This window comes from Arthrobacter sp. UYEF21, from assembly GCF_040546085.1.
Taxonomy (GTDB): Bacteria; Actinomycetota; Actinomycetes; order Actinomycetales; family Micrococcaceae; genus Arthrobacter.
Genome location: NZ_JBEPNF010000002.1, coordinates 69,711 through 92,432, shown reverse-complemented (window position 1 = coordinate 92,432; position 22,722 = coordinate 69,711). Strand labels below are relative to the sequence as shown.

26 protein-coding genes and 1 pseudogene are annotated in these 22,722 nt (G+C 64.8%); 12 read left to right on the top strand and 15 right to left on the bottom strand.

Features of this window, described 5'->3' with window-relative positions; all coding sequences use genetic code 11:
* Positions 1–44 precede the first annotated feature (44 nt).
* Together ppsA and ABIB27_RS03695 are read left to right on the top strand one after the other, a co-directional pair.
* Positions 45–2,447 (top strand): phosphoenolpyruvate synthase, encoded by a 2,403-nt coding sequence (gene ppsA, locus ABIB27_RS03700; RefSeq protein ID WP_354155601.1) that lies wholly within the window; start codon positions 45–47, stop codon positions 2,445–2,447.
* Positions 2,444–3,469: an ATP-dependent 6-phosphofructokinase gene (locus ABIB27_RS03695; protein WP_354215422.1), complete on the top strand. Its 1,026-nt coding sequence runs from the start codon at positions 2,444–2,446 to the stop codon at positions 3,467–3,469. The genes ppsA and ABIB27_RS03695 overlap by 4 nt, the downstream gene beginning before the upstream one ends.
* Positions 3,470–3,497: 28 nt before the next feature.
* Here the strand turns inward: ABIB27_RS03695 and ABIB27_RS03690 are convergent.
* Positions 3,498–3,918 (bottom strand): annotated as a pseudogene (locus tag ABIB27_RS03690) (Hsp20/alpha crystallin family protein).
* 187 nt (positions 3,919–4,105) lie between these two features.
* Here ABIB27_RS03690 and ABIB27_RS03685 point away from each other — a divergent pair.
* On the top strand, positions 4,106–4,570 hold the full coding sequence (locus ABIB27_RS03685; protein WP_354253508.1) for a pyridoxamine 5'-phosphate oxidase family protein: 465 nt from the start codon (positions 4,106–4,108) through the stop codon (positions 4,568–4,570).
* Positions 4,571–4,603: 33 nt separating this feature from the next.
* Here ABIB27_RS03685 and ABIB27_RS03680 read toward each other — a convergent pair whose 3' ends face one another.
* From ABIB27_RS03680 to ABIB27_RS03635, 10 genes are all read right to left on the bottom strand, one after another.
* Positions 4,604–7,042, bottom strand: coding sequence for an HAD-IC family P-type ATPase (locus ABIB27_RS03680; RefSeq protein WP_354215421.1), 2,439 nt, complete (start codon positions 7,040–7,042; stop codon positions 4,604–4,606).
* A gap of 8 nt (positions 7,043–7,050) precedes the next feature.
* Positions 7,051–7,584 (bottom strand): flavodoxin family protein, encoded by a 534-nt coding sequence (locus tag ABIB27_RS03675; RefSeq protein ID WP_354155597.1) that lies wholly within the window; start codon positions 7,582–7,584, stop codon positions 7,051–7,053.
* Complete coding sequence (locus ABIB27_RS03670; RefSeq protein WP_354155596.1) at positions 7,581–7,742, bottom strand: hypothetical protein; 162 nt, start codon at positions 7,740–7,742, stop codon at positions 7,581–7,583. Before ABIB27_RS03670 ends, ABIB27_RS03675 begins: the two co-directional genes overlap by 4 nt.
* A complete protein-coding gene (locus tag ABIB27_RS03665; RefSeq protein WP_354155595.1) occupies positions 7,739–8,038 on the bottom strand; it encodes a flavodoxin family protein in 300 nt (99 codons plus the stop codon). Before ABIB27_RS03665 ends, ABIB27_RS03670 begins: the two co-directional genes overlap by 4 nt.
* On the bottom strand, positions 8,035–9,090 hold the full coding sequence (locus ABIB27_RS03660) for a zinc-dependent alcohol dehydrogenase family protein (protein ID WP_354155594.1): 1,056 nt from the start codon (positions 9,088–9,090) through the stop codon (positions 8,035–8,037). The genes ABIB27_RS03665 and ABIB27_RS03660 overlap by 4 nt, the downstream gene beginning before the upstream one ends.
* Positions 9,091–9,200: 110 nt before the next feature.
* Positions 9,201–10,061, bottom strand: a complete 861-nt coding sequence (locus ABIB27_RS03655; protein ID WP_354155593.1) for a universal stress protein — start codon at positions 10,059–10,061, stop codon at positions 9,201–9,203.
* Positions 10,048–10,563: a universal stress protein gene (locus ABIB27_RS03650; RefSeq protein ID WP_354155592.1), complete on the bottom strand. Its 516-nt coding sequence runs from the start codon at positions 10,561–10,563 to the stop codon at positions 10,048–10,050. Before ABIB27_RS03650 ends, ABIB27_RS03655 begins: the two co-directional genes overlap by 14 nt.
* On the bottom strand, positions 10,547–11,014 hold the full coding sequence (locus ABIB27_RS03645; RefSeq protein WP_354183296.1) for a universal stress protein: 468 nt from the start codon (positions 11,012–11,014) through the stop codon (positions 10,547–10,549). Before ABIB27_RS03645 ends, ABIB27_RS03650 begins: the two co-directional genes overlap by 17 nt.
* Positions 11,015–11,092: 78 nt before the next feature.
* On the bottom strand, positions 11,093–12,097 hold the full coding sequence (locus tag ABIB27_RS03640) for a zinc-dependent alcohol dehydrogenase family protein (protein WP_354155590.1): 1,005 nt from the start codon (positions 12,095–12,097) through the stop codon (positions 11,093–11,095).
* 7 nt (positions 12,098–12,104) lie between these two features.
* Positions 12,105–12,572: a pyridoxamine 5'-phosphate oxidase family protein gene (locus tag ABIB27_RS03635; RefSeq protein ID WP_354155589.1), complete on the bottom strand. Its 468-nt coding sequence runs from the start codon at positions 12,570–12,572 to the stop codon at positions 12,105–12,107.
* Between the two features lie 185 nt (positions 12,573–12,757).
* Here ABIB27_RS03635 and ABIB27_RS03630 point away from each other — a divergent pair, with 185 nt between their 5' ends.
* A complete protein-coding gene (locus ABIB27_RS03630; protein ID WP_354165078.1) occupies positions 12,758–14,473 on the top strand; it encodes a GAF domain-containing sensor histidine kinase in 1,716 nt (571 codons plus the stop codon).
* 3 nt (positions 14,474–14,476) lie between these two features.
* Here the strand turns inward: ABIB27_RS03630 and ABIB27_RS03625 are convergent, their stop codons facing one another.
* The 3 genes from ABIB27_RS03625 to ABIB27_RS03615 form a co-directional block, all read right to left on the bottom strand.
* Positions 14,477–15,160, bottom strand: a complete 684-nt coding sequence (locus ABIB27_RS03625) for a response regulator (protein ID WP_354155587.1) — start codon at positions 15,158–15,160, stop codon at positions 14,477–14,479.
* An 889-nt stretch (positions 15,161–16,049) separates the two neighbouring features.
* Complete coding sequence (locus ABIB27_RS03620; RefSeq protein WP_354155585.1) at positions 16,050–16,682, bottom strand: DUF305 domain-containing protein; 633 nt, start codon at positions 16,680–16,682, stop codon at positions 16,050–16,052.
* Between the two features lie 136 nt (positions 16,683–16,818).
* Positions 16,819–17,295, bottom strand: coding sequence for a hypothetical protein (locus ABIB27_RS03615; RefSeq protein WP_354155584.1), 477 nt, complete (start codon positions 17,293–17,295; stop codon positions 16,819–16,821).
* A gap of 228 nt (positions 17,296–17,523) precedes the next feature.
* Between ABIB27_RS03615 and ABIB27_RS03610 the strand changes: the two genes are divergently transcribed.
* Positions 17,524–17,976, top strand: coding sequence for a universal stress protein (locus ABIB27_RS03610; RefSeq protein WP_354155583.1), 453 nt, complete (start codon positions 17,524–17,526; stop codon positions 17,974–17,976).
* Between the two features lie 48 nt (positions 17,977–18,024).
* On the top strand, positions 18,025–18,459 hold the full coding sequence (locus ABIB27_RS03605) for a hypothetical protein (protein WP_354155582.1): 435 nt from the start codon (positions 18,025–18,027) through the stop codon (positions 18,457–18,459).
* 51 nt (positions 18,460–18,510) lie between these two features.
* Here the strand turns inward: ABIB27_RS03605 and ABIB27_RS03600 are convergent, their stop codons facing one another.
* A complete protein-coding gene (locus tag ABIB27_RS03600; RefSeq protein ID WP_354155581.1) occupies positions 18,511–18,855 on the bottom strand; it encodes a heavy-metal-associated domain-containing protein in 345 nt (114 codons plus the stop codon).
* A gap of 221 nt (positions 18,856–19,076) precedes the next feature.
* On the opposite strand from ABIB27_RS03600, the gene ABIB27_RS03595 reads away from it, so the two are divergent.
* From ABIB27_RS03595 to ABIB27_RS03570, 6 genes are read left to right on the top strand one after another with little or no spacing between them, the layout of a single operon-like run.
* The gene (locus tag ABIB27_RS03595; RefSeq protein ID WP_354155580.1) at positions 19,077–19,343 is read left to right on the top strand and encodes a DUF2933 domain-containing protein; all 267 of its coding nucleotides are present in this window, start codon (positions 19,077–19,079) and stop codon (positions 19,341–19,343) included.
* Positions 19,333–20,052, top strand: a complete 720-nt coding sequence (locus tag ABIB27_RS03590; RefSeq protein ID WP_354155579.1) for a methyltransferase family protein — start codon at positions 19,333–19,335, stop codon at positions 20,050–20,052. Before ABIB27_RS03595 ends, ABIB27_RS03590 begins: the two co-directional genes overlap by 11 nt.
* Entirely contained in the window at positions 20,034–21,140 is a 1,107-nt protein-coding gene (locus ABIB27_RS03585; protein ID WP_354155578.1) for an ABC transporter permease, read from the top strand. Before ABIB27_RS03590 ends, ABIB27_RS03585 begins: the two co-directional genes overlap by 19 nt.
* Positions 21,137–21,865 (top strand): ABC transporter ATP-binding protein, encoded by a 729-nt coding sequence (locus ABIB27_RS03580; protein WP_354183293.1) that lies wholly within the window; start codon positions 21,137–21,139, stop codon positions 21,863–21,865. Before ABIB27_RS03585 ends, ABIB27_RS03580 begins: the two co-directional genes overlap by 4 nt.
* A 9-nt stretch (positions 21,866–21,874) precedes the next feature.
* On the top strand, positions 21,875–22,141 hold the full coding sequence (locus tag ABIB27_RS03575; RefSeq protein WP_354155576.1) for a hypothetical protein: 267 nt from the start codon (positions 21,875–21,877) through the stop codon (positions 22,139–22,141).
* Positions 22,142–22,170: 29 nt separating this feature from the next.
* On the top strand, positions 22,171–22,626 hold the full coding sequence (locus ABIB27_RS03570; RefSeq protein WP_354215418.1) for a hypothetical protein: 456 nt from the start codon (positions 22,171–22,173) through the stop codon (positions 22,624–22,626).
* Positions 22,627–22,722 lie beyond the last annotated feature (96 nt).

Here is a 22,722-nt window from a genome sequence, read left to right as displayed (position 1 = left end):
CAAAGCCTCTGCTGTTGCCGCGGCGGAACGGGCAGGATCGAGCCATGAATTCCCGGACGACGATGACTGACGTTCACGTGGTGTGGCTGGAAGACGTGGGCATGGCTGATGTGCCTTCCGTAGGCGGCAAGAACGCATCGCTGGGTGAGCTGAGCCGCTCCCTGCTAAGTTCCGGCGTTCAGGTGCCGGAAGGCTTTGCCACCACCGCCTCCGCCTACCGGGCGTTTGTGGCCGCCAACGGCCTCGAGCCTGGGATCCGTGCGTCGATCGGTGAATACCGGGCGGGCCGGACAACGCTGCGGGATGCGGGCGAAGCGATTCGGGAACTGATCCTTGAAGGGCAGTTTCCACCCGAGATCGCCGCCGATATCAGGGAGCATTACAGGGAATTGTCCACACGGACGGGACAGGCCAGGGCCTCCGTCGCGGTGCGCAGCAGCGCAACGGCCGAGGACCTTCCCGACGCGAGTTTTGCCGGCCAGCAGGAGACCTTCCTCAACATCGCCGGCGAGCGCGAGCTGATGGAGGCGTGCAGGAGGTGTTATGCCTCCCTGTTTACGGACCGGGCCATCAGCTACCGGGAGATCAAGGGGTTCGACCACCTGGATGTGGCCCTCTCCATCGGCGTGCAGAGGATGGTGCGTTCAGACCTTGGCGCATCCGGGGTGATGTTTTCCATCGACACGGAGTCCGGTTTCCCGCGCAGCGTCCTGATCAGCGCCGCGTGGGGACTGGGGGAAACGGTGGTCCAGGGCACCATCAACCCCGATAAGTACCAGGTGTTCAAACCGCTGCTGTCTGACCCCCGGTTTGCGCCCATCATCGAGAGGACACTCGGTGCCAAAGAACGGAAGATGGTCTACCGCCGGGGCGGCCACGCGCGCACACGGACCATTGACACGACAGAGCAGGAGCGGCGCTCCTTTGTGCTCAGCGACTCCGAAATTTTGACCCTGGCGCGCTGGGCCGTGGCGGTGGAGGAGCACTACGGGCGGCCGATGGACATGGAATGGGCCAAAGACGGTTCCAGCGGCGAACTCTTCATGGTCCAGGCGCGCCCGGAAACCGTCCAGGCGCGCCGCAGCGGGTCAGTCTTTAAGATCTATCACCTCCGCGAAACGGGACGGCGGCTGGCGTCCGGCGCGGCCATCGGTGAATCGATCGCGCACGGCGCCGCCTGCGTGGTCCGGGACGCCCGGGACATCGACAACTTCCGGGACGGCGCCATCCTGGTGACCCGGATGACCGATCCCGACTGGGTTCCCATCATGCAACGGGCCGCCGGCATTGTCACCGACCACGGCGGTCCGACAAGTCATGCCGCGATCGTGAGCAGGGAGCTGGGCGTCCCTGCCGTGGTGGGCACAGGCAACGGCACCTCGGTCCTTGAAGAGGGAACACCCATCACGCTCTCCTGCGCGGGCGGTGAGGACGGGGAGGTCTACGAGGGCACCCTGGCTTTCGATGTCGAAGAAGTGGATCTCGGGGCGCTGCCTGAGACCCGCACCGCCGTCATGGTCAACATCGCGAGCCCTTCGGCGGCCTTCCAATGGTGGCGCCTGCCTGCGGCAGGGGTGGGCCTGGCAAGGATGGAATTCATCATCAGCAACCTCATCCGGATCCATCCCATGGCGCTGGTCCATCCGGAACGCGTCACGGATCCCGGCGAAGCCGAACGCATCAGGGAGCTCACGCACGGCTACCCCGACCTGCAGGAATACTTCGTCGACGTCCTCGCCACGGGCATCGCGAAGATTGCGGCGCCCTACCACCCGCACCCTGTGGTCGTCAGGCTCAGCGACTTCAAGAGCAACGAGTATGCGCACCTGATCGGAGGCGGCTTCTTTGAAGTCGCCGAGGAGAACCCCATGCTTGGCTTCCGGGGGGCTTCACGCTACTACGACGAGCGTTACCGGGAAGGCTTCGCCCTGGAATGCCGGGCGCTGAAGCGGGTGCGCGAGCGGCTTGGATTCGCCAACGTCATTGTGATGGTTCCGTTCTGCCGGACCCTCCATGAGGCAGACCTGGTAATCAGCGTGATGGCAGAACACGGCCTGGACAGGGGAGAGCAAGGACTCCAGATCTACATGATGTGCGAGATCCCTTCGAACGTCATCCTCGCCTCGGAGTTCGCCCGGCGCTTCGACGGATTCTCCATCGGTTCCAATGACCTGACACAGCTGGTCCTGGGGGTGGACCGCGATTCCGAACAGCTGGCAGGGCTTTTCGACGAGAGGGACGAGGCAGTCACCTCGATGATCGCGCAGGTGATCGACAGGGCGCATGCAGCCGGGATCAAAATCGGCATCTGCGGGCAAGGCCCGAGCAATCATCCGGACTTCGCTGCGTTCCTGGTCAGGCAGGGCATTGACTCGATTTCGCTGAATCCTGATACCTACCTCAGGACGGTTCCGATCATCGCCTCCGCTGAAAAGTCTGAAGCATGAGCCGGCTGGGCATCTTGACCAGCGGCGGGGACTGCCCTGGGCTGAATGCGGTGATCCGTGGCGCAGTGCTGAGCGGCGTCATCTCCTACGGGTACGACTTCATCGGATTCCGCGACGGCTGGCGGGGGGTGCTTGAGCGGGACACGGTCCCCTTGCCGCGGCATGACGTGCGGGGGCTCGCCCGTCTTGGCGGGACCGTCCTTGGTACATCGCGGACGAATCCGCTTCGGGACGGCGGGGCCGAGGCTGTGCGCGACAGCCTTCAGCAATTGGGCGTCGACGGCCTCATAGCCATCGGAGGAGAGGGCACCCTGGCCGCCGCGCAGGAACTCTCGGGCCAGGGAATCAAGGTGGTAGGCGTTCCCAAGACCATCGACAACGACCTTGACGCCACCGATTTCACCTTCGGTTTCGACACCGCGGTCCAGACGGCGACGGAGGCCATCGACCGGCTCCGCACGACGGGGGAGTCGCACCACCGCTGCATGATCGCCGAGGTCATGGGGCGGAACGCCGGCTGGATAGCGCTCCATTCAGGCATGGCCTCCGGCGCCCACGCCATCCTTATCCCGGAACAAAGGATTCCGTTAGGTCAGGTTGCCGAGTGGGTGCAGTCCGCGCGCGACCGCGGACGGGCACCGTTGGTGGTGGTAGCAGAGGCGTTCGTCCCGGAAGGCCAGGATGCTCCGTACTCACCCCGTGGCCTTGACACCTTCGGCAGGCCACGGCTGGGCGGCATTGGCTGGTTCCTTGAGCGTGAGCTGCAGGAGATGACGGGGATCGAGACGAGGGCTACCGTCCTCGGCCACATCCAGCGGGGCGGCGCCCCCACCGCCTTTGACAGGGTACTGGCGACGCGGCTGGGGATGGCAGCCGTGGATTCCACCGCAAACGGACACTGGGGGACCATGGTCTCCCTACGCGGAACCAACATCGTGAACGTCGGCTTCGAGGCTGCGCTGGGCCGGCTCAAGACCGTGCCTGAGGACCGCTACAGGGAGGCAGCGGTCCTCTTCGGCTGATCCGGGCCGGTCGCCCTTAGGGCACCCTTTAGCCGCGCGTTATCTCGATCTTCCTGGCAGCCGGCTGCTGGGCTTTTTCGGGCACCGGGCTCCGGACCTCCAGCACGCCGTCCTTGTAGGAAGCGGTGATGTCATCCTGCCGGACGCCGTCGGGCAGCGCCAGCCTCCGGACAAAGGAACCGTATCGGAACTCCGACCGGTAGCTGTCCTTCTCCTTCTGCTCGGACTATTCCCTGAACTCGGCTTTGATCTCAAGGGTGCCGTCCACGATGGAGACGCTGACATCCTTTTCCGGATCGATTCCCGGCAGTTCGGCACGGACCACCACTGTGTCGCCTTCAACCGATTCTTCGACCCGGATCCCCGAGGCCGGTATCACCTTCGAAAAGTCTTTCAATCATCTCGACGGGGGAGCACCGGGTGTCAAACCATTTCATCAAATCAGCCATGTCTGCCTCCTTGCTCAGATGACCACCGGGCATCGAAAGCGCCCGACTCCTTAAGGGTCGGCCCACGGGCCGGACGGACCCAGAAGCTTTGGTCCCGGCACACTGATGGAAGCAGCGCCGGACTCACCGCCGGACGCACCGCCGACGCGCGTCAGCGGCGCGGGGCCAGGGGGCTAGGATCAGAAGCATGAGCAGCTCCCCCTCTGAGTCTCAAACGGAAGTCCTCGCCCCGGAAGAGTGCTGGAAGTATCTGCAGGCCTCCTACATCGGGAGGCTCGCGGTGATCAGCGGCGCGTCCCCCGAAATCTTTCCCGTGAACTTCATGACGGTCGGAAGGACCCTGGTCTTCCGCTCCGCGCCGGGTACAAAACTCCGTGCTCTGCTCACCGGCGCCGCCGTCGCGTTTGAGGCAGACGGGATGAACGCCTATTCCACCGAAGTGTGGAGCGTTGTGGTCAAGGGAAAGCCGGGATCGTTTGACGGAGATCCGGCGGCCCTCCACGAAGCCGGTCCCGACCGCGAACCCTGGCAGCCCGGACTCAAGGAGCATGTGGTGCAGATCGATCCCACGGAAGTCTCCGGGCGCAGGTTTGCCGTCTCGCCCCGCTCGCGCTGGTGGCCGCCGCAGGATCTTTCGGCGGACTGGACGTAGCGCCCCGCCAGGAGAGCCCCGCCGGCCCGCCAGTCACCGGGGCCGGTCGAGTGGGTACCGCCGCCCATGTACCAGGCTCAGTGCAAGGACACCCATAATGGCGACGGCGGCGGCGCCAAAGGACACGGCCGAAAGCCCGGGTGGGGGCCATTCCAGCATAAAGAAGTCTTGCAGGATGGGGACAGTCATCAGCAGGACAAGGCCCGCGCCCATGGCGGCGATGATGGCCAACCGGAGGGGGCTGACCGGGCGGCTGGCAGCCGCCAGGACGCTCAGGGCGACCAGTGACAGCGTAATCACCGATGCTGTGCGGCTGGCTCCGGCGGTGAAGCCTCCCGCCGCGAAGGAATACACCTGGACGGCAAGGACCGCCGTCGTAATAATGATCCCGGCGGGGACCGCCATGGTCAGTGACCGCTTCAGGAATCCCGCTTCATAGCGGCGGCTGTTGCTCATCAGGGCCAAAAAGAACGCGGGGATGCCGATAGTCAGGCCGTCAGTGGCCGAGAGTTGACGGGGCAGGAACGGAAAGCTCCACATCAGGGCCCCGTACGCCAACGACAGGGCGACGGCGTACGTAGTTTTACTGAGGAACAAAACGGAGACCCGCTCAATGTTGGCGATGACCTGGCGTCCTTCCGCCAGGACAGCCGGAAGCCGGTCGAATCGCCCGTCCAACAGCACCAGCCGCGCCACAGCCTTGGTGGCCGGTGCCGCCGTGTCCATGGCGATGCCCATATCGGCCTCCTTCAGTGCCAGCGCGTCATTGACCCCGTCGCCCGTCATGGCGACGGTGTGCCCCATTCTCTGCAGCGCCAGTACCATGTCTTTCTTCTGTTCGGGCGTGACACGGCCGAACACAGAGAAGCGGTCCAGCGTGTCCTCCAACTGGTCCGACGCCCGGGGTAGGTGCCGCGCGTCGTAGCCGTCGCCGACGTCGATCCCCACCTCGCGTGCCACTACTGTGACCGTCCGGTGGTCGTCGCCGGAGAGGATTTTGACGGAGACGCCCTGCTGACGGAAGTAGGATAGGGTCTGCGCTGCATCCGGTCGGACCTTCTCCCGGAACGTCAGCAATGTGGCCACAGTAAGTCCTGTGGGGAGTTGCGCATCATCATCCGGGTCGCCTTCGGCCATGATGTCCTGCGAGTATGCCAGGACCAGGGTGCGCAGGCCCTGCGACGCCAGCCGCCGGGTCTGGATCAGGACTTCGCCGGAAGATGTGCCGTCCTCTGTGAATACCATCTCCGGGGCACCAAGGACCCACGTTCCAGCGGCAGCGTGGGGCGGATGGAAGCTCGCAGCACTCCACTTCCTGGCGGAAGAGAAAGGAACGACGGCGGCTGGGGCCCGGTTCCCGTTGAAAGCGAAGGTGCCACTAAGGCAGCGGGCGGTCGCGTTGGCGTGCGGGTCGGCGCCGAACCATCCCAGCGCCTCCTTCCACCCTCGGGCAGGGGACCTTCCGGCCGTATGCACGCCGTCGAACACCACCCTGCCCTCCGTCAGCGTGCCGGTCTTGTCGATGCACAGGACGTCTACACGGGCCAGGCCCTCCACCGCCGCGAGCTCCTGTACCAGCACGTTCTGGCGGGCCAGCCGCACACCCCCGACGGCGAAGGCAACGCTGGTCATAAGCACCAGGCCCAAGGGGATCATCGCGATGGCCCCGGCCACCGCGCCAACAACGGCTTCTACCCACGCCCCGGTGCGGAAAGCGACGCCCCAGCCTCCCTTCGCCTGCATCTGGCCATTGGTGACGATCGCCATGACGGGCAAGAGGGCCCATCCGATCCAGTAGAGCACGCGGTCGATCCCGTTGCGTATTTCTGAGTTGACCAGGGAAAAACGTTTGGCCTCCGCAGTGAGCTGGCTGGCGTACGAACCGGCACCCACGGCGACTACCCGCGCCCTGCCCTGGCCGGCCGTGATGGTGGAGCCAGACAGCACTGTGGAGCCCCGGTTCTTGTCCACGGCCTCTGATTCACCGGTGAGGAGGGACTCGTTAACCTCCAGGCCATTTTCGTCGATGATGATGGCGTCCGCCACGACCTGGTCACCGGCCTGCAGCACGGCGACGTCGTCGAGGACTACGTCCGCAACCGCAATTTCCTGTACGAGGCCGTCACGGAGCACCCGGGCCCGAGGGGCATCAAGGACGGCCAGCCGGTCCAGCAGCCTCTTGGCTCTGTACTCCTGGACCACGCCTATGACGGCGTTGCTGACCGCGGCGAATCCGAAGAGCGCGTCTTGCCACTGCCCCAGCAACAGCAGCAGCAGGAAGCAGCCGCCGACAATTCCGTTGAAAAGTGTCAGCACGTTCGCCCGGAAAATCTGCCACAGGCTCCTGCTCGACGTGTCAGGTGCTCCGTTGGCCAGGCCCGCCAGCGTCCGTTCCCTCACATCCTCGGCGGAGAGACCGGATCCAGCGGCAGCGTCAGCTCCGGGCGGATAAGGCGCAGCTGCCGTGCCCACGTGGTCCCTCAAGGTATAGGAGAGAGGGCTGTGCCGAGCGTCTTTCCCCATTCGCGTGCCCGGTCGAGTTCACCCGGCAAGAGCTGGTTGGTGTCATCGACGAGGAAGCTTGCAGGATCGGCTATGAGCTCAAAGCCATGCTGCTTGAGCCGTTTCGCGATGCCTTTGGAAGCGTGACCGGTGAGTAGCTCATTGCCCTCCAGCCGGGTATCGAAGGCAGCCGCTTTCCCGGTGGTCCTGTCCAAGGATTTGAACCATGTGCGCAAGCCCGGTCCTCCGGCCGCGGCGTCCGGGACCAATCCCTTCTCCGGGTGTTCGAGGGCGTCTTTGACTGCCAGTTCCCACATCGGCTTCCTGCTCAGGCCGTGGATATGGGTCGGGCCTCCCACAACCACGAGATCGGTGGCGGCGGGCTGGGTGGTGCCAGCCTCTTCGACGGACATCACCTGGAGTTCGGCCAGACCTTCTAGCCCTTGCGCTATCGCACTGGCGATTGCGTGCGTATTGCCGTAGAGGGATTCGTAAACAATGGCTGCTTTCATGGTGTTCCCTTCTGCTCGAGTGCTGTGGCCAGGCTGTCCGCCCAGCGCGCCGCTTTTTCCAGCTCTCCGTTGCGCAGCGGCCCTTGGGTACCCCGGACGTAGAACGGAGCACGGTTGGAAATGATGTGGGCGCCACCTTCCTTGAGCAATTTGGTCATCTTCTTTGCGGCGTCGCCATGGATGAAGAACCGGACGCGGGTGTCGAACGCTGCTGCCTTGACACCGGTGAGCCGGCCGTTCCCAGGCGGGTCAGCAGCTCCGTGATTTTGAGTGTGGGGCGCCAGCCGTTGATGGGGGAGCCGACGATGAGGAGGTCGTCCGCGGCGAGGTCCTGGGGGTCGAAGTCCGCCACGGAAACCGCCGCAGCGTGAAGAGGCTTGGGGCCTGCTGTGATGGCCTCGGCAATAGCCTTTGTGTTCCCGTAGGCGGAGTCGCAGACAATGTGCGCTTTCATGCCGTGATGACCACTTTCAGGGCGTTCGTCTCTGCTGCACGGGCAAAGGTGTCGTAGGCATCCATGAACTGGTCAAAGCGGAAATGGTGCGTGGCAAACTTTTCCGCCGGCAGCTTTCGCTGGGCGACCAGTTTGAGCAGCATCGGAGTGGTGTTGGCGTTCACGAGTCCCATGCTGATGTTGATGTTCCGGATCCAGAGGTCCTCCACATGCAGTTCCACGGACTTCCCGTGGACGCCAACGTTGGCCACGTTCCCGCCCGGCCGGACGATCTCCGTGCACATGCTGAAGGTCGCGGGAATGCCCACTGCTTCGATGGCCACGTCCACGCCCTGGCCGTCGGTGAGGCCCAGTACCTGTTCCTTCCAGTCGGCGTCCCCGGACAGGACGACGTCGGTTGCGCCAAAACCGCGGGACTTCTCCAGACGGTTCGCGTCAAGGTCCACGGCGATGATGGTGGCCGCTCCGTAGAGCCCCGCAGTGGCGATTGCGGCCAGCCCCACCGGACCGGCCCCGACCACCGCCACCGTATCGCCGGGCTTTACCCGGCCGTACTGCACGCCGATTTCGAAGCCCGTGGGGAGGATGTCCGACAGCATGACGGCCTGTTCGTCGCTTACCCCTGCCGGCAGCAGGTGCAGTGAGTTCTCGGCGTAGGGGACCCGGACGTATTCGGCCTGCGTCCCGTCGATCAGATGGCCGAAGACCCAGCCGATCCCGGGGGCACCCTCGTCACCCATGCAGTGCGAATAAAGCCCGCCCTTGCAGTTGGCGCAGTGGCCGCAGGACTTGATACAGGAAATGATCACGCGGTCGCCCGTCTTCAGGCTGGTCACGGACGACCCCACCTCAGTGATGGTCCCCACCCCTTCGTGGCCCAGGATCCTGCCTTCCGTCACGGCAGGCACATCGCCCTTGAGGATGTGCAGGTCGGTCCCGCAGATGGTGGTGGTGTCCACTCTCACGATGGCGTCGCTGGGGTTCCGGATCACCGGATCAGGAACGTCAGTCCACGACTTCTTTCCGGGCCCGCCGTAAACAATGGCTTTCATAACCGTTCCTCGCTGTTGTTGATGATGGTTTCCACGGTGCGCCCGGAATAGGGCTCCCCTTCAACAATGAAGTCCGGTTGCCACGGCGGTAAGGGACGAAAGTCCCTTCGCTAGGGCTCGGGAGGGCGCCGGGAGACAACGACAGGGCAGGAGGCATGGTGCAGGACGGCGTGCGCTTTTGATCCCAGGGCTCCTCTCACAAGTCCCTGTCCCTTGCTTCCGACGACGATCAGGGCGGCGCCGCGGGCGGCATTGAGCAGGGCACGCGGGACGGACGTGTCATCAGCAAGCACCACTCTGATGTCCCTGCCGGTGGCAAGGCCGCGGGCGCTGTCGGCCGCACTTTCCAGAAGTTGCTGGCCGGCGCGCCGGCCAGCACTTGACGTTGGCGCGTCGGCCGCCCCGCCGAAGTGGGTCCGAAGGACGTGGAGGATGATCAATTTCAGACCCAGGGCGTTGGCCAGGCTGCAAGCATCATGCAGGGCCAATGCGGATCCGGAGGCGTCGATTCCGACCACCACCGGTCCCTCCGGGTTCCTGTCGCGCCGTACCACAGTAACCGGGCACCTGGCGGTTGCCGCCAGCTCCAGACTGACCGAACCCACGAGGAGTCCCATAAAGCCCCCGATGCCGCGACTGCCGAGGACAAGGAGCCGCGCGCCCGCGGAGAGCCGCAGGAGATGGGCTGCTGGCAGCCCGTACAGGAGGCTGGTCCGGATCCTGAGGCCGGAGGCCGCAGCCACGGCTTCGGATTTCCCTTCCTCAAGGATGGCCTGCGCCTGATGCTGCAGGCCGCTGCCGGCTACGCCTTCGACAGGTCCGAGGTTGTGGGTCAGCAGCGGCCACAATGAGCAATGAACCACGTGAAGTTCACAGTCCAGAAGCAATGCGTTACGGGCGGCCCAACGCACGGCGAGGGCTGCCTCAGCCGAACCGTCGTAGCCAACGACCACACGGTCAGGGGAGGGCATGGCTGGCCCCGGCCTCGCCGCCCTCCTCTGCGGAAGCTGGACCGGGAGCATCCGAAAGCCCTGCCGGCAGGTCTGTGCCATGCGCGATGAGGACAGGGCATTTTGCATGTTCAGCCACTGTTGCGCTCACCGCGCCCAGCAGGAGCCCTTCAAATCCGCCGTAGCCGCGGCTGCCCACTACGACCATCTGTGCAGTCGTGCTTTCTTCGACCAGTACCTTGGCCGCCGGACCCTGGGACACCACCATTTCGAGTCCCGCGGGAGGAGCGCCGTCGAAAGCCTTGTCCACTGCCTCGGCACAGATTTTCCGGGCGTCCTCATCGGGGTTCCAGACAACCGGGGTGAACGTGCCGAATGAGATCTGGAACTGCCAGCAGGTCACGGCCCGGATCCGGGCTTTGAGCAGCGGCGCCAACGCGCCGGCCCAGTGCAGTGCAAGGATGGACGGAGCGCTTCCGTCCACGCCCACCGCTATTGCGGGCAGTTCAGCGTTCTGTTGCATGGCGTTCCTCGGCATCCTGGCTTACCACCAGCACGGGGCAATGCGCGTGGGCCGCGCATGCCGCGCTCACGGAGCCCATCAGCTGGCCAAGCAGGCCGCCGTGGCCGCGCCGTCCGACAACGAGCATTTGCGCGTTCCGGCTTTCGTCGACGAGGACCTTTGCAGGCGATCCCACCTTGACGGCGGTGGAGAGGTGTTGCGGGCGTTCCTGGCCGTAGGCCCTGTCGATGGCCTGTTCCATCAGGCGTTTGGCGATTGCCTCAAGCTCGGCCGTGGTGTCGACGTCGCCGGGCGGTAGGTGCGCCGGAAGGTAGAAGTCAGAGAAGCCCAGACAGGTGATGACGTGCAATGGTGCGTCCAGTGCGGTCGCCAGCCGCCCGGCGAGGCGCAGCGCCGCGGGGGAGTACTCGGAACCGTCGATTCCGACTAGGATGCGTTCGTTATCACTCATGGCAGTACCTTCCTCCAGAAGCCTGCGGTGCGCCTAGGGCCGAAGGTCACCAAAGGGCACACGGTTTCCGTGGGTGCGTCAGGCTGACCGAAGCAACACCACGGCCCCTGTGAACCGGTCTCGGGAAAGGTCCAGCAATGCCTGGTCTGCCATTGTCCACGGGTACGGGACTGTTGTGGGGCGGAGTGGTATCTTTTCGGCCAGCGCCAGGAATTCTCGGCCGTCGGCCCTGGTGTTGGCCGTAACACTGCGCAGGTGGCGCTCCTGGAAAAGGGCCTTCTGATAGTCCAGGACCGGGATTTCGCTCAGGTGGATTCCGGCGACGGCGAGTGTACCTCCGCGGTCCAGGGCCCGGAGCGCGATCGGCACGAGTCCGCCCGCGGGGGCGAAGAGGATGGCTGCGTCCAACAGCTCAGGCGGAGCGTCGTCAGCTGCCCCGGCGAACTGTGCCCCCAGCTCCAGGGCCAGTTTCCGGGCCGCCGCCGACCGTGTCATGACGAAGACGCCCGCACCTTCAAAGATTGCCATTTGGGCCGTCAGGTGGGCCGATCCACCAAAGCCGTAGATGCCCAGCCTGCCGCCCGGCGGGAGACCTGAGGAACGAAGCGCCCGGTAGCCGATGATCCCCGCGCACAGCAGGGGCGCCGCCTGCTCATCGGTAAAGGCCTCGGGTATCCGGTACGCGTAATCCTCGTGGACGGTCATCAGCTCCGCGTAGCCGCCGTCGGTGTCCCAGCCGGTAAAGGTCGGGGCGAGGCAGAGGTTCTCGGACCCTCGCTGGCAGAACCGGCAGGAGCCGCAGGTGCGCGCCAGCCACGCGGCGCCAACACGGTCGCCAAGGCGGAACCTGGAGCTGCCAGCTCCCAGCCCCACCACCTCGCCAACCACTTCATGTCCGGGGATCCGCCGGGACCCGTGGGGCCGCAGGTCTCCTTCAGCAAGATGGAGATCTGTACGGCACACGCCACAAGCAAGCACCGAGAGGAGGACTTCGCACGGCCCCGGCGACGGGTCAGGGCGGTCGCCCATGTGTAAGGGGCCCGACGCAATGGGGCCGGGACCCTCAACCCACCATGCCCGCATGAACGGATTACTCCAGTCCGGCGCGGGTGGCCTCATCCAGGGGACCGCCCCAGGTCAGCGGCGCCGCAATCCTGAATCGCCTTCCACTGACGCTCTCCGGGACAATCCGGAGGAAATGGTCCTTGCGGCCAGTCTCCCAAGGAAACAGCACCTGCCCTACGGAGTCCAGGACTTCAGGCGTCCGGGTCAGAGCTGTGGCCGACCCCTTCACGACAACACTCCACGCCACGCCTCCGTCCGTGTCAGCGCCGTCGGCTTCAAGCGCCACCTGCTTGCCTAGTGCGGACGCAAGTTTGGTGCCGGCACCCGTCCGGAAGACCAGTGATTTATGGTCGACCTTGTAGTTGATGGGAAAGATCTCGGGGTGGTCGTTCACCCACACGGCAAGGCGGCCCACCGAATCGCCTCGCAGCAACTGCCAGCACTCCTCAGTTGGCAGCACGGCAGTCTCCGGTATTGATGCATCTGTGGTCATGGCCAAGATCATACGGAGCGGTTCCGCCCCGACGTAGGGCACAAAGACCCCTAATCAGGGCTGTGAGCGTGGATGAAACGCGCCGCGAAGCGTAGTCTGTGTGCAACTGCAACTGCAACTGCAACTGCAACTGCAGCAGCCGGCAGTCCTGCAAGTGCGGGCGAATTCCCCGGAAGGCGTTGTCCGTGAGCGAAGCCACCAGGCATACCGGGGCCGACCGGCAACTTGTCGCCGGCTCCCGGGAGGATGAACTTCTTACCGACTTCGTTGACCGTGCCGAGGAACTGGTCGACACCCAACAGCGGATGCAGGGGCTCCTGAACGCCGTCGTTGCCCTGGCCGAGGACTTGAGCCTGGAGGTGGTACTGCACAGGGTGGTGAGTTCGGCCTGCGATCTCCTCCAGGCCGAGTACGGGGCGTTGGGAGTCATTGGAAGCGACCGCGCCCTGAGCCATTTCATTACTGTGGGGATCGACGACGAACTTGCCCATAAGATTGGCCCCCTGCCCACGGGCCAAGGCGTTCTCGGCCTGCTGATCAGCGATCCAAATCCGCTGCGGCTGCATGATCTTAGCCAGCACCCCGATGCGTACGGGTTTCCCAAGAATCATCCGCCCATGAAATCGTTCCTCGGCGTGCCGATCCGGGTGAGGGACGTAGTGTTCGGAAACCTCTACCTGACCCAAAAAAAGGGTGGCGGGGACTTCACCGACGAAGACGAGGACCTGGCCGAGGCACTTGCGGCAGCCGCCGGCGTCGCGATCGAAAACGCGAGGCTCTATGAAGACTCCCGGCACAGGACCGCATGGCTTCAGGCCTGCATGGATGTGACCGGCAAGATGATGGGGGACGAGGAAGCGCCGGAGGGCCAGGAGGGTGGATTGGACATGATCGCCGCCAGGGCGCTCAGGGAGTCCAGTTCCGCCCTGGCCCTTATCCTCGTCCAGGAGGACCCATCCAACTTGTTCCGCATCGCGGGCGCTGCAGGAAACACCGCCTCAGAATGGGTTGGGAGCCTGGTGTCCTTCGACTCAGCGGAGATCAACACCGTTGTCGCCACTGGAAGGGCCGCCTTGATCGAAGACGCTTCGTCCGCCCTCGGCAGCGGCGAGGGACTGGCCGGGGGCCGGCTGCTGGTCATCGACCTCAGCGCCCTCGGCACCCACCATGGGCTGCTGGTCCTGATGCGGGAACGGGTCGCCGGGACATTCAGCAAGACTGACATGGAAATGGGCACGGTGTTCGGCTCGCACGTGGCGCTTGCCCTCGAACTGGCGCGTGCGCACCGGATGCGGGAGCAACTTGCTGTCTTCACTGACCGGGACCGGATCGCCCGCGACCTGCATGACATCGTCATCCAGCGCCTGTTCGCTGCGGGGCTTAGCATCCAAAGCCTCCGGCATGTCATCACCGGTGACTCGGCCGCCAGGACGCTCCAGACTGTGACCGCCGAACTTGACGAGACCATCCGGGAGCTTCGCAACACCATCTATTCACTGAGTGACTCCGGCATGAACAGGGTGCTACTCAGCAGCCGTGTCCTTCAGGCAGTCCGCACCGGCGGGCGGTCCCTGCCGTTCGTCCCCCTCCTGACTCTGACAGGGCCAATCGACGCGATCCGGGATGAAGAAACCGCCCTCAACATCCTGGCTGTAATCACCGAGGGGCTGAGTAACGCCGTCCGCCACTCAGGGGCGGACTCCATCGGCGTGTCAGTTTCCCTGGAGGACGGATGTGTCTGCGTCCTGATCCAGGATGATGGCGCGGGATTCACAGTGCCACCGCCCGGCAATGGACTGTCGAACATGGAACACAGGGCACGGACGCTCGGCGGCACTTTCGAGGTATCCAGCTCCCCGAAGACGGGAACGGCGCTGAGCTGGAGGGCTCCAGTATTCTGACGGCTACTGGTCAAGGGAAGAATGCTGCGCCATGTGGACGGCCGCCTGGGTCCGCCGCTCGAAACCCAACTTCGCAAGGAGGGACGAGACATAGTTTTTCACAGTCTTTTCCGCAAGAAGCATCCGTTCGCCGATCTGACGGTTCGTCAGGCCTTCCCCGACAAGTTCCAAAACCCTGCGCTCCTGCCGGGTCAGCGACGCGACCCTGGGGTCCACGCGCCTAGGTTCTGCCAGTCCTTGAACGATCCGGGCTTTCAGGTTGGCGTCAAACAGGGATTCCCCCCTGGCAGCACGGCGGAGGGCGCCGATCAGGTCCGAACCGCCTATTTCTTTGAGAACGTACCCTGAGGCCCCGGCCAGGACCGCACCGCGGAGCGCTTGTTCGTCGTCGTAGCTCGTGAGGATCAGGCAATTGATCGTTTCGTCAACCGAATGCACGTCGCGGCAGACTTCAATACCTGTCCCGTCCGGCAACCGCGCGTCAAGGATTGCCACGTCCGGATGCAGCGCTGGAATCCGGCGTGCCGCTTCCGCGGCGGAACCGGACATGCCGACGACGACGAACCCTTCGCTCTCCAGCAGGTCCTGGAGGCCTCGCCGGACCAGTTCATGATCGTCAAGGATGAACACCCGGATGCCGGCGTTGGGTGAGGCAACCCCTTGCCCGGATGCTGTTGTGGTGTTCATCTTTGTCCCTTTCTGCGCCGCCGTTGCTGGCGGACGACGACGTGCTGTGCCCGCGCCTGACTCATTCTTTAGGACCAGCCGGGATGCCACAAGGGTCCATTGACCCGAGTGGAGGCCGCGAGGGTATGACCTATGGCCCTACGCCCGTGCCCGGAACCCGGGGGAACACCGAATGTGGCTCCGCCGTCGGTGGAGACGACAAGCCCGGCGGTCGTGGCGGCCCAGATCGAGGGGCCTGCCTCCGGGCCCTTCACTGCCGCCACAGCCTGAACAGTGCGTTGGATTTGGCCCTTTCGGGTCCAGGTCGCGCCGGCGTCGGCGGAGTAGTGGACTGTCCCGTCGGGTTCGACTCAGATGGCCTCGGCGGGGCTGGCGAAGGCGGCGAACTGGACCACTGGTCCGGAGTTCACCGTGTCCCAGGTTTTCCCGTCAGGGCTGGTGCGCAGTGTGCCCTCGAAGCCGACGAGTCCAGATTTGGTGGCGGTGAGCGAGTCGAAGTCGGATTCGCCCTGTCGGGGAGAGCTGTTCCCAGGTCTTGCCGGCGTCGGTGGATCTGATCAGCCCGAGCGGGTTGGGAAGCTCGGAGCCTTTCCCCGGGGTGTCCGGAAGCGTAGAGGACGCCGTGGTCGGTGCCGTCGGTGAAACCCATCAGGTCGTTGGTGGTGCCGATTTTGGCGGCGGGCTGTTTCGTGATGTCGAACAGGCCGTCGTGGGTGGCCAGGAGCACCTGGCCGGTCTTGCTGCTGACGCTCAGCCCGTGAACGTGGGCGTCGGGCAGGGGGCTGGACCCGGGGACGGGAGGGATTGGGCACGGAGGGCTCCAGGGATTCAGGTGGGGCAGGGCAGGGATGGCGCCGGCCCGTCAGGGGCCGCCGCCGGCGGACACCGGTCAGAGGGTGGCCAGAAGGTCCTGCATTTCCTTGATTTCAGCTTCCTGCGCGGTCACGATGTTTTTGCTGAGTTTGATCGCGTCGACGTTCCTGCCCTGGGAAGTTTCGGTCTTGGCCATCATCACGGCGCCTTCGTGGTGGGTAATCATCTGCTTCAGGAAGAGCTTGGCCGCTTCGGTGCCCTGCGCCGCTTCGAGCCCCTTCAGGTCGTCATCGCCCATCATGCCGTCCATGGTGTGGCCGGCACCCATGGTCGCGGATTCGTTCCAGCTCTTGAGCCAGCCGGTCATCGTTTCGATCTCCGGTGCCTGCGCCGCCTTGATCCTGGTAGCCAGGTCAGTGACCGACGCGGGGATGTCCTTCTTCTGAAGCATCATCTCGCTCATTTCGACGGCCTGTTCGTGGTGCGGAATCATTCCCTGGGCGAACATGGTGTCGGCCGCGTTGTGTTCGGCCGCGGCAGCCGGTGCGCTGCTGGGCATCATCCCCGAGCCCGTGCCCGGCATGGAGCTGCCGGTGGAAGCAGAGCTGGACGTGGCGGAGGATCCGGAGGGGCCGGTGGAGCATCCGGCGAGGGCGAGTGCCGCGGCGAGGGCGGTGGCGGAAAGGGTCAGAAATTTCTTGTTCATCATTGGTTTTCGAGTCCTTCAAGACATCGGGGGCGCGTGGGCGCCACGGGAGTGTGTGCATCAGTGATGCGCCAGACGGGTCCGCAGAGGGGCGTCGGGCAGGGACGGGCGCCGGTCAGGTCACAGCGCGGGGCCCTGTTTACGTTCTGCTGATGCAGAGCTCGCCCGGTGAAGGACTGCCGGGAAAATAGGACCACCGCGCGCTGATCGTAGCGAGGGATCCGGTGTTAGTGCTCCGGGCGATGATTCCGGTCCCTGGCAGCGGTGCTGTCAGGGAGCCGGCCTTCGCCGACGGGGTGCAGGACGCAGTCATGGCCTGCATGCTGGTGCAGGTGCCCGAGTCCGTGCACTGCACGGTCCGGGTACCTGCCTCACCCTGCGCCCCGGTCATGTCCGGGGCAGAGGACGGTCCGGGAGCATGGTCTCCGGTGTGGCCGGAAGCGGATGATTCGTGATGGGCGCTGACAGCGGCCCCCGCCGTGGCCGGAGAGCGCACGGCATTGGTGGTGGTCATGACATGCATACCGAAAATCCCGGCAACAAGGGCCAGGACAGCCGCGTACAGGCCCGCACGGCGAAGGAACACGATCGCGGGGACGTGTACCGGTGCGGTCATGGCAATCCTCCTTCCCGTTTGGGGCTTTCCGTTCACGGCTGGTTTCGTTCGTTCAAGGCTACCGGCACTGTGGCCGCGCACTTACCCCTACAACGATCCTGCACCGGATTCTGCTTCAGCCCCCGGCCGGTGTGGGTGATCGGGCCGGATCTTCGGCCCTTGCGCTGAAATTCAGGTGGGGACCACACTAAGGGCACCACGTGAAGAACCTGACGGAGGGCGGCATTCATGGGCGGCGATGGTGTTTTCAGGATCCTGGCCGGGGTGGACGGCTCGGCCCCGTCGCGCCTCGCACTGGAATGGGCAGTCACGGAGGCGCGGCTGCGTCATGGCCAGGTCCGCGTCGTGACCGCGTGGGAGTTCCCGCCCGTCACGGTCGGTATGGAAGGCCTTGTCCGGGATCCGGACGTCTTCCCGCAGACCGCGCGCCGTCTCCAGAACGAGGCTCTGCAGCGCGTGGACAGCGAGGGCGTGACAGTGACCGGTGATGTTGTTCAGGGCAATGCGGCCGACGTGCTCCTGCGGGCGGCCGAGAATGCCGACCTGCTGATCGTAGGTTCCCGCGGTCTTGGCGGATTCACCGGATTGCTACTCGGCTCCGTGTCCACACAGGTCCTTCATCACTCGCCCTGCCCGGTGCTCGTGGTCCGGACCCGGTCCCGGACCGGCGGCGAGGAATGAGGCATCCGATGACCCCCAGGGGCAACCGCTACGACGAAAGCAGTGACCGTGACTGGTGACCAAACCTCCCACGTGCATCCGCCGGCCGACCCCCACGGAGGGACGGTTCCAGGACGGACCTTCCGGGGCAGGCTCCAGGGCCTGTGGCATACGGTCGTCGGCGTGGTGGGCCTGGTCATGGGGCTCCTTCCGCACGTCCTGCACCACATCGGGCTGCTCGCAGGGACCGCGCTGGTGGCAGGATCCGGCGGCACCGCGCTGTTCGGGGCGCTGGGGCTCCTTGCGTCCATTCCCATGCTCGTCCGCCTCTACCGGCGGTTCGGCAGCTGGGTAGCACCGGCGCTGGGACTGCTGGTCTTCGCCGCCATGTTCTCCCTGTCAGCGTTTGTCATCGGCCCGGCAATCAGCGGCACCGGAGGGGACGTGAACCCCGCCCCGGTGCCCACAGTGGACCACACCGCCGATCACACCGGAGGCCACTGACCACCCGGCAACCCGGTGCTCACCCGGGCCAGCGGATCGTGTGGGTGAAGGCTATTTCGCGCCGGCCAGGACATAGCCGGAGGAGCTTACGGCCTCAGCCAGCGCCTCCCGGTCCGCGGTTCCGGTGATGCTCAGCCGGGACGTGCCGCCCGGGACCAGGTCCACCTGTGCCGATTCAACCCCGGACACTCTGGACACGGCCTGTTCAACGGTCTGGACGCAGTGTCCGCAGGTCAGCCCTTCCAGGGCGTACTGCGCACCGGAAGCCTGAACCTCCGACGTTCCAGCGGTCGGAGCCCCAACCTGCGTTTCGGCGGTGGGGGAGCAGCAGCTGCAGCCGTGCTGCGCAGTGGAGGCAAGGGGGAGCTGGGTTCGTGTTTCGGTTGTTCCGCACATGTCAGTTTTCCTTCGAAGCGAGGGATAGGAAAGGGCTGTTGCGGTTGAACGGCTGTAACGGCCGGGGCCTGGACAAACCACGTCACTGGCAACACCCAAAGAATACCCCCTAGGGGTATTTTACGCAAGTGCCATCACAGGTCCGGGCGGCAGACATACCGATCGGTAATGCGGGCCGTTAGGCTCTACCCGGTCAGTCGCACCCGGGCAACACTCAGGGTATGAGCAGTCTTCCTGACCCGTGGCAGGTCCCGACCGGGCGGCCGTCCCGGCCCTGGACGCAGGCCCTGCTTACCGTGCTCATTGCCGCGGCCGCCGTGTATCTGATCTCAAACCATTGGCTGCACGTCCTGGACGCCCTGCCGTACCTGGGCGTGGTGCTCATGATGGGAATGTACCTGTTCATGCACGGCGGCAATAGCGGCCACGGCGGCCACCATGGTGCCGGCCGGCCCGGGGGCGGGGAAGGATCCGGACATGTCTACTGATTACGGATACGACCTGTGGTGGCTGGTGATTATCAATTCGGCTGTGTTCATCATCTTTGCCTTCAGTTTCATCCGGCCCAGGACGAAACTGGGATGGAGGGCGCTGGGCGGATTTTCCGCGTTCATCGTGGCGCTGTTCACGGAGATGTACGGCTTTCCGCTGACGATCTACGTGCTCTCGGGATGGCTGGGGAACCGGATACCGGGCCTGGATCTCCTGAACCACAATTCTGGTCATTTGTGGCAGGACCTGACGGGATGGCAAGGGGACCCGCACCTGAGTCCGCTGCATCTGCTCAGCAACGTGCTGATCGCCGCGGGGTTCATCCTGCTCTACCGGTCCTGGCAGGTCCTCTTCGCGGCCCAACGGGACCACCGTCTCGCGACCACGGGACCCTACGGCACGGTGCGCCGTCCGCAGTATGCTGGTTTCGTGATCATCAGGGCCGGCTTCCTGCTGCAGTGGCCTACCCTGCTGATGTTCCCGGTCCTCGTCATCGTGTATTTGCGCCTGGCCCGGAAGGAGGAGCGCCTGATGGACGCCGAGTTCGGCGAAGACTATGCCGCCTGCCGACGGCAGGTCCCCGGATTCGTCCCCCGGGTCGGACGCCGCCCCCGCCGGCACCGGACAGAAACTGTAGGAGTGCCCATGAGGCCCGGACGGCCGGACATGGCCGGGGAGATGACGGCATGCTGTTTCTGGCGGTAAAGAACCTTGTCCAGGAAAAGACCCGGCTGCTGATCAGTGTCGGCGGGGTGGCGTTCAGCGTGCTGTTGATCATGAGCATCCAGGGGCTGTACCAGGGCTGGAGCAACAAGATCGGCGAATACATCCGGACCGTGCCGGCCGACTACTGGATTACCCAGACCGGTGCGACGGACATGTTCCACACCCCGTCCGTGCTGCCCCTGACCGTCCGTGATTTCCTCACCGGCGTTGAAGGGGTCGGCAGCGCCAAACCGTTCAGCGGCCGCCGGGTCGCGTTCGCGCACAACGGCAGGGACATCAACCTCTACGTCATCGCCGACGACACGGAGAACAACGTCGGAGCCCCCGCACGCGTGGTCGAGGGCAAAGCCGTGCCGGATAAGGGGGAGATCATCATCGACCGGGTGGTCGGGCGAAGCGAGAACATCCGCATCGGGGACACCATTCCTGTCGCCGGCAGGACGCTGAAAGTTGCCGGCTATTCCGAGGGCGGATACATCCTCAGCTTCTCCTTCGCGTTCGCGACCAAGGAAGACGCCGAAAGCATCCTCCAGCTTCCCGGAGCCACCAACTTCTTCCTCGTTACCGTCAAAGACGGCACCGACGCGGCCGGGGTTGCGGCGCGGATCGAAGCCGACCCTGCGGTGGATGCCATCACCAAGGACAGGTTCGTGGAAAACAATACGAACATCGTCCGGGACACGTTCCTGCCCATCATCCTGGTTCTGTTGCTGATCGGCATCGCCGTGGGCATGACCGTCATCGGCCTGACCATCTTCACCTCGACCATCGAAAAAGCCCGCGAATACGGGGTACTGAAGGCCATCGGGGTGAGCAACCGCCAGCTCTACACCGTGGTGGTGGAGCAGGCCGTCACCGCAGCCGTGCTCGGGTACCTCGCCGGGGCGGTCCTGGCCCTTGCCGTTAGCGCCGCAGCGGGAACCTATGTCCCCGAGTTCATCACGGAAATCCGCTGGCTCGATGCGGCCTGGATTTTCGCTGTCACCGTGGCCATGGCCGTGGTGTCCTCGCTGCTGCCGGTCCGCCGACTGGCCCGCATCGACCCGGCGGAAGTGTTCCGGGCATGAACGTCGTCTCGGTCGAAGACGTGTCCAAGACCTTCGGGGCAGGGCACACCGCGGTGACCGCCGTGGACCACGTATCCCTCAGCGTTGAGGCCGGGGATATTGTGCTCGTGATGGGGCCCTCCGGGTCAGGAAAAACAACCCTGTTGTCCATGATCGGGACCCTCATGTCCCCCACGGAGGGCCGGATCCTCATCTCCGGGCAGGACACCTCCACTCTCGGACCGGCGCAGTTGTCGCGGCTTCGGTTGCACGAATTCGGTTTCGTCTTCCAGACCTTCAACCTGCTCTCTGCACTGACGGCGGAGGAAAATGTCATGATGCCCCTGCTCACGGCCGGAGTGCCTCGGAAACACGCCCGGGCCAAAGCCCGGACGGCGCTGGAACAACTCGGGCTCGGGCACCGGCTGCGGAACCTGCCCCGGGACCTCTCCGGCGGGGAGAAGCAACGTGTGGCCATCGCCCGGTCCCTGGCCAACGACCCCCGACTGATCCTCGCCGACGAGCCCACGGCCAACCTGGACGCGAAGACCGGCCAGGACGTGACCCTGCTCCTGTGTGAAACGGCCTGCCGGGAAAGCCGGGCCGTCATCATCGTCAGCCATGACCAGCGGCTCCGAACGGCAGCCAAACGGGTCATCACCATCGAAGACGGACGACTCACAGCCGAAGAAGCCGGGGGACACAACCTGAACTGCGGCATGCATCCCGGAGCGGTGCCGTCATGAAGATGACCGATGAAGAACTTCTCGCAGCACTGGCTGACCCGGCCGAAGACCGGCCCGGATGGAACGGACCAGCACAGAAATCGACGCCGGATTCCGCCTACTCTCGGGCCCGACTTTGGCATCCCCGGCTTCGGACGATTCGGCTGCGGCGCTGACAACGCAATGGCCGATGTGTTCTTCGAGGAGCCCGATGCTGACCGCGTTCCTTCACACATCTTAAACCGGCCCGGTATGATCGCCGCAGAGGACGAAACCTACGAGCGCTATTCGCGATGAACAGGGGGTGGGGAAAGGTGCGTTATTCCATGGGATGGCACCATGATTTTTCCTACCTGGCCACAATCACCGCGGTCCTGTCGTTTCTCGTCGCCATAACGGGAATTCTTGACCTGCCGATGACGTCTGCTCAAGAAACCGGACCGGGCGCTACATTGCACACAATCACGGCGTCCTACACGGAAGACTCCGAATCCGTGGGCATCCTGCTTATCTTTTCAGCTGACACCGTTGTGGCTGCGGATCAGGACCCGGGGGAACAACCCGTTCCGTCCCGTACGGAACACTGCCCCATGAACCTGGGCTTGTCTGTGGCGTGCCCTGATGTGCTGTCGCCTGCCGTCCTTGCCTCATCACTCCCAGGACACCCCGGCAGCACCCCTGCTGCCGATGCAGCAGCACAGCCGGGCGGGGCGCTGCCCGAGGCCCCGGGAGCACAGCTCCACCCTGTGTCGCTCATCCGCCTTTCCATCAGCCGCGTATAGGAGACGTCTGCCCTCCGGACCCTGATCCGGCGGAGGCATCGTCGTCCACTCCCTGCATCCAGGCGCCTGAAGAATACGTACCCCGGCAACAACCAG

What these genes read in the sequence shown, in the direction of transcription:
- ABIB27_RS03645 (WP_354183296.1), bottom strand. Translation starts at nt 11,014, where the DNA reads ATGAGTGATAACGAACGCATCCTAGTCGGAATCGACGGTTCCGAGTAC.
- ABIB27_RS03670 (WP_354155596.1), bottom strand. Translation starts at nt 7,742, where the DNA reads ATGACCAAATTGCTCAAGGAAGGTGGCGCCCACATCATTTCCAACCGT.
- ABIB27_RS03585 (WP_354155578.1), top strand. Translation starts at nt 20,034, where the DNA reads ATGCTGTTTCTGGCGGTAAAGAACCTTGTCCAGGAAAAGACCCGGCTG.
- ABIB27_RS03595 (WP_354155580.1), top strand. Translation starts at nt 19,077, where the DNA reads ATGAGCAGTCTTCCTGACCCGTGGCAGGTCCCGACCGGGCGGCCGTCC.
- ABIB27_RS03665 (WP_354155595.1), bottom strand. Translation starts at nt 8,038, where the DNA reads ATGAAAGCGCACATTGTCTGCGACTCCGCCTACGGGAACACAAAGGCT.
- ABIB27_RS03635 (WP_354155589.1), bottom strand. Translation starts at nt 12,572, where the DNA reads ATGACCACAGATGCATCAATACCGGAGACTGCCGTGCTGCCAACTGAG.
- ABIB27_RS03580 (WP_354183293.1), top strand. Translation starts at nt 21,137, where the DNA reads ATGAACGTCGTCTCGGTCGAAGACGTGTCCAAGACCTTCGGGGCAGGG.
- ABIB27_RS03650 (WP_354155592.1), bottom strand. Translation starts at nt 10,563, where the DNA reads ATGCAACAGAACGCTGAACTGCCCGCAATAGCGGTGGGCGTGGACGGA.
- ABIB27_RS03655 (WP_354155593.1), bottom strand. Translation starts at nt 10,061, where the DNA reads ATGCCCTCCCCTGACCGTGTGGTCGTTGGCTACGACGGTTCGGCTGAG.
- ppsA (WP_354155601.1), top strand. Translation starts at nt 45, where the DNA reads ATGAATTCCCGGACGACGATGACTGACGTTCACGTGGTGTGGCTGGAA.
- ABIB27_RS03615 (WP_354155584.1), bottom strand. Translation starts at nt 17,295, where the DNA reads ATGACCGCACCGGTACACGTCCCCGCGATCGTGTTCCTTCGCCGTGCG.
- ABIB27_RS03620 (WP_354155585.1), bottom strand. Translation starts at nt 16,682, where the DNA reads ATGATGAACAAGAAATTTCTGACCCTTTCCGCCACCGCCCTCGCCGCG.
- ABIB27_RS03695 (WP_354215422.1), top strand. Translation starts at nt 2,444, where the DNA reads ATGAGCCGGCTGGGCATCTTGACCAGCGGCGGGGACTGCCCTGGGCTG.
- ABIB27_RS03640 (WP_354155590.1), bottom strand. Translation starts at nt 12,097, where the DNA reads ATGCGGGCATGGTGGGTTGAGGGTCCCGGCCCCATTGCGTCGGGCCCC.
- ABIB27_RS03575 (WP_354155576.1), top strand. Translation starts at nt 21,875, where the DNA reads ATGAAGAACTTCTCGCAGCACTGGCTGACCCGGCCGAAGACCGGCCCG.
- ABIB27_RS03685 (WP_354253508.1), top strand. Translation starts at nt 4,106, where the DNA reads ATGAGCAGCTCCCCCTCTGAGTCTCAAACGGAAGTCCTCGCCCCGGAA.
- ABIB27_RS03675 (WP_354155597.1), bottom strand. Translation starts at nt 7,584, where the DNA reads ATGAAAGCAGCCATTGTTTACGAATCCCTCTACGGCAATACGCACGCA.
- ABIB27_RS03590 (WP_354155579.1), top strand. Translation starts at nt 19,333, where the DNA reads ATGTCTACTGATTACGGATACGACCTGTGGTGGCTGGTGATTATCAAT.
- ABIB27_RS03625 (WP_354155587.1), bottom strand. Translation starts at nt 15,160, where the DNA reads ATGAACACCACAACAGCATCCGGGCAAGGGGTTGCCTCACCCAACGCC.
- ABIB27_RS03610 (WP_354155583.1), top strand. Translation starts at nt 17,524, where the DNA reads ATGGGCGGCGATGGTGTTTTCAGGATCCTGGCCGGGGTGGACGGCTCG.
- ABIB27_RS03660 (WP_354155594.1), bottom strand. Translation starts at nt 9,090, where the DNA reads ATGAAAGCCATTGTTTACGGCGGGCCCGGAAAGAAGTCGTGGACTGAC.
- ABIB27_RS03570 (WP_354215418.1), top strand. Translation starts at nt 22,171, where the DNA reads ATGGGATGGCACCATGATTTTTCCTACCTGGCCACAATCACCGCGGTC.
- ABIB27_RS03600 (WP_354155581.1), bottom strand. Translation starts at nt 18,855, where the DNA reads ATGTGCGGAACAACCGAAACACGAACCCAGCTCCCCCTTGCCTCCACT.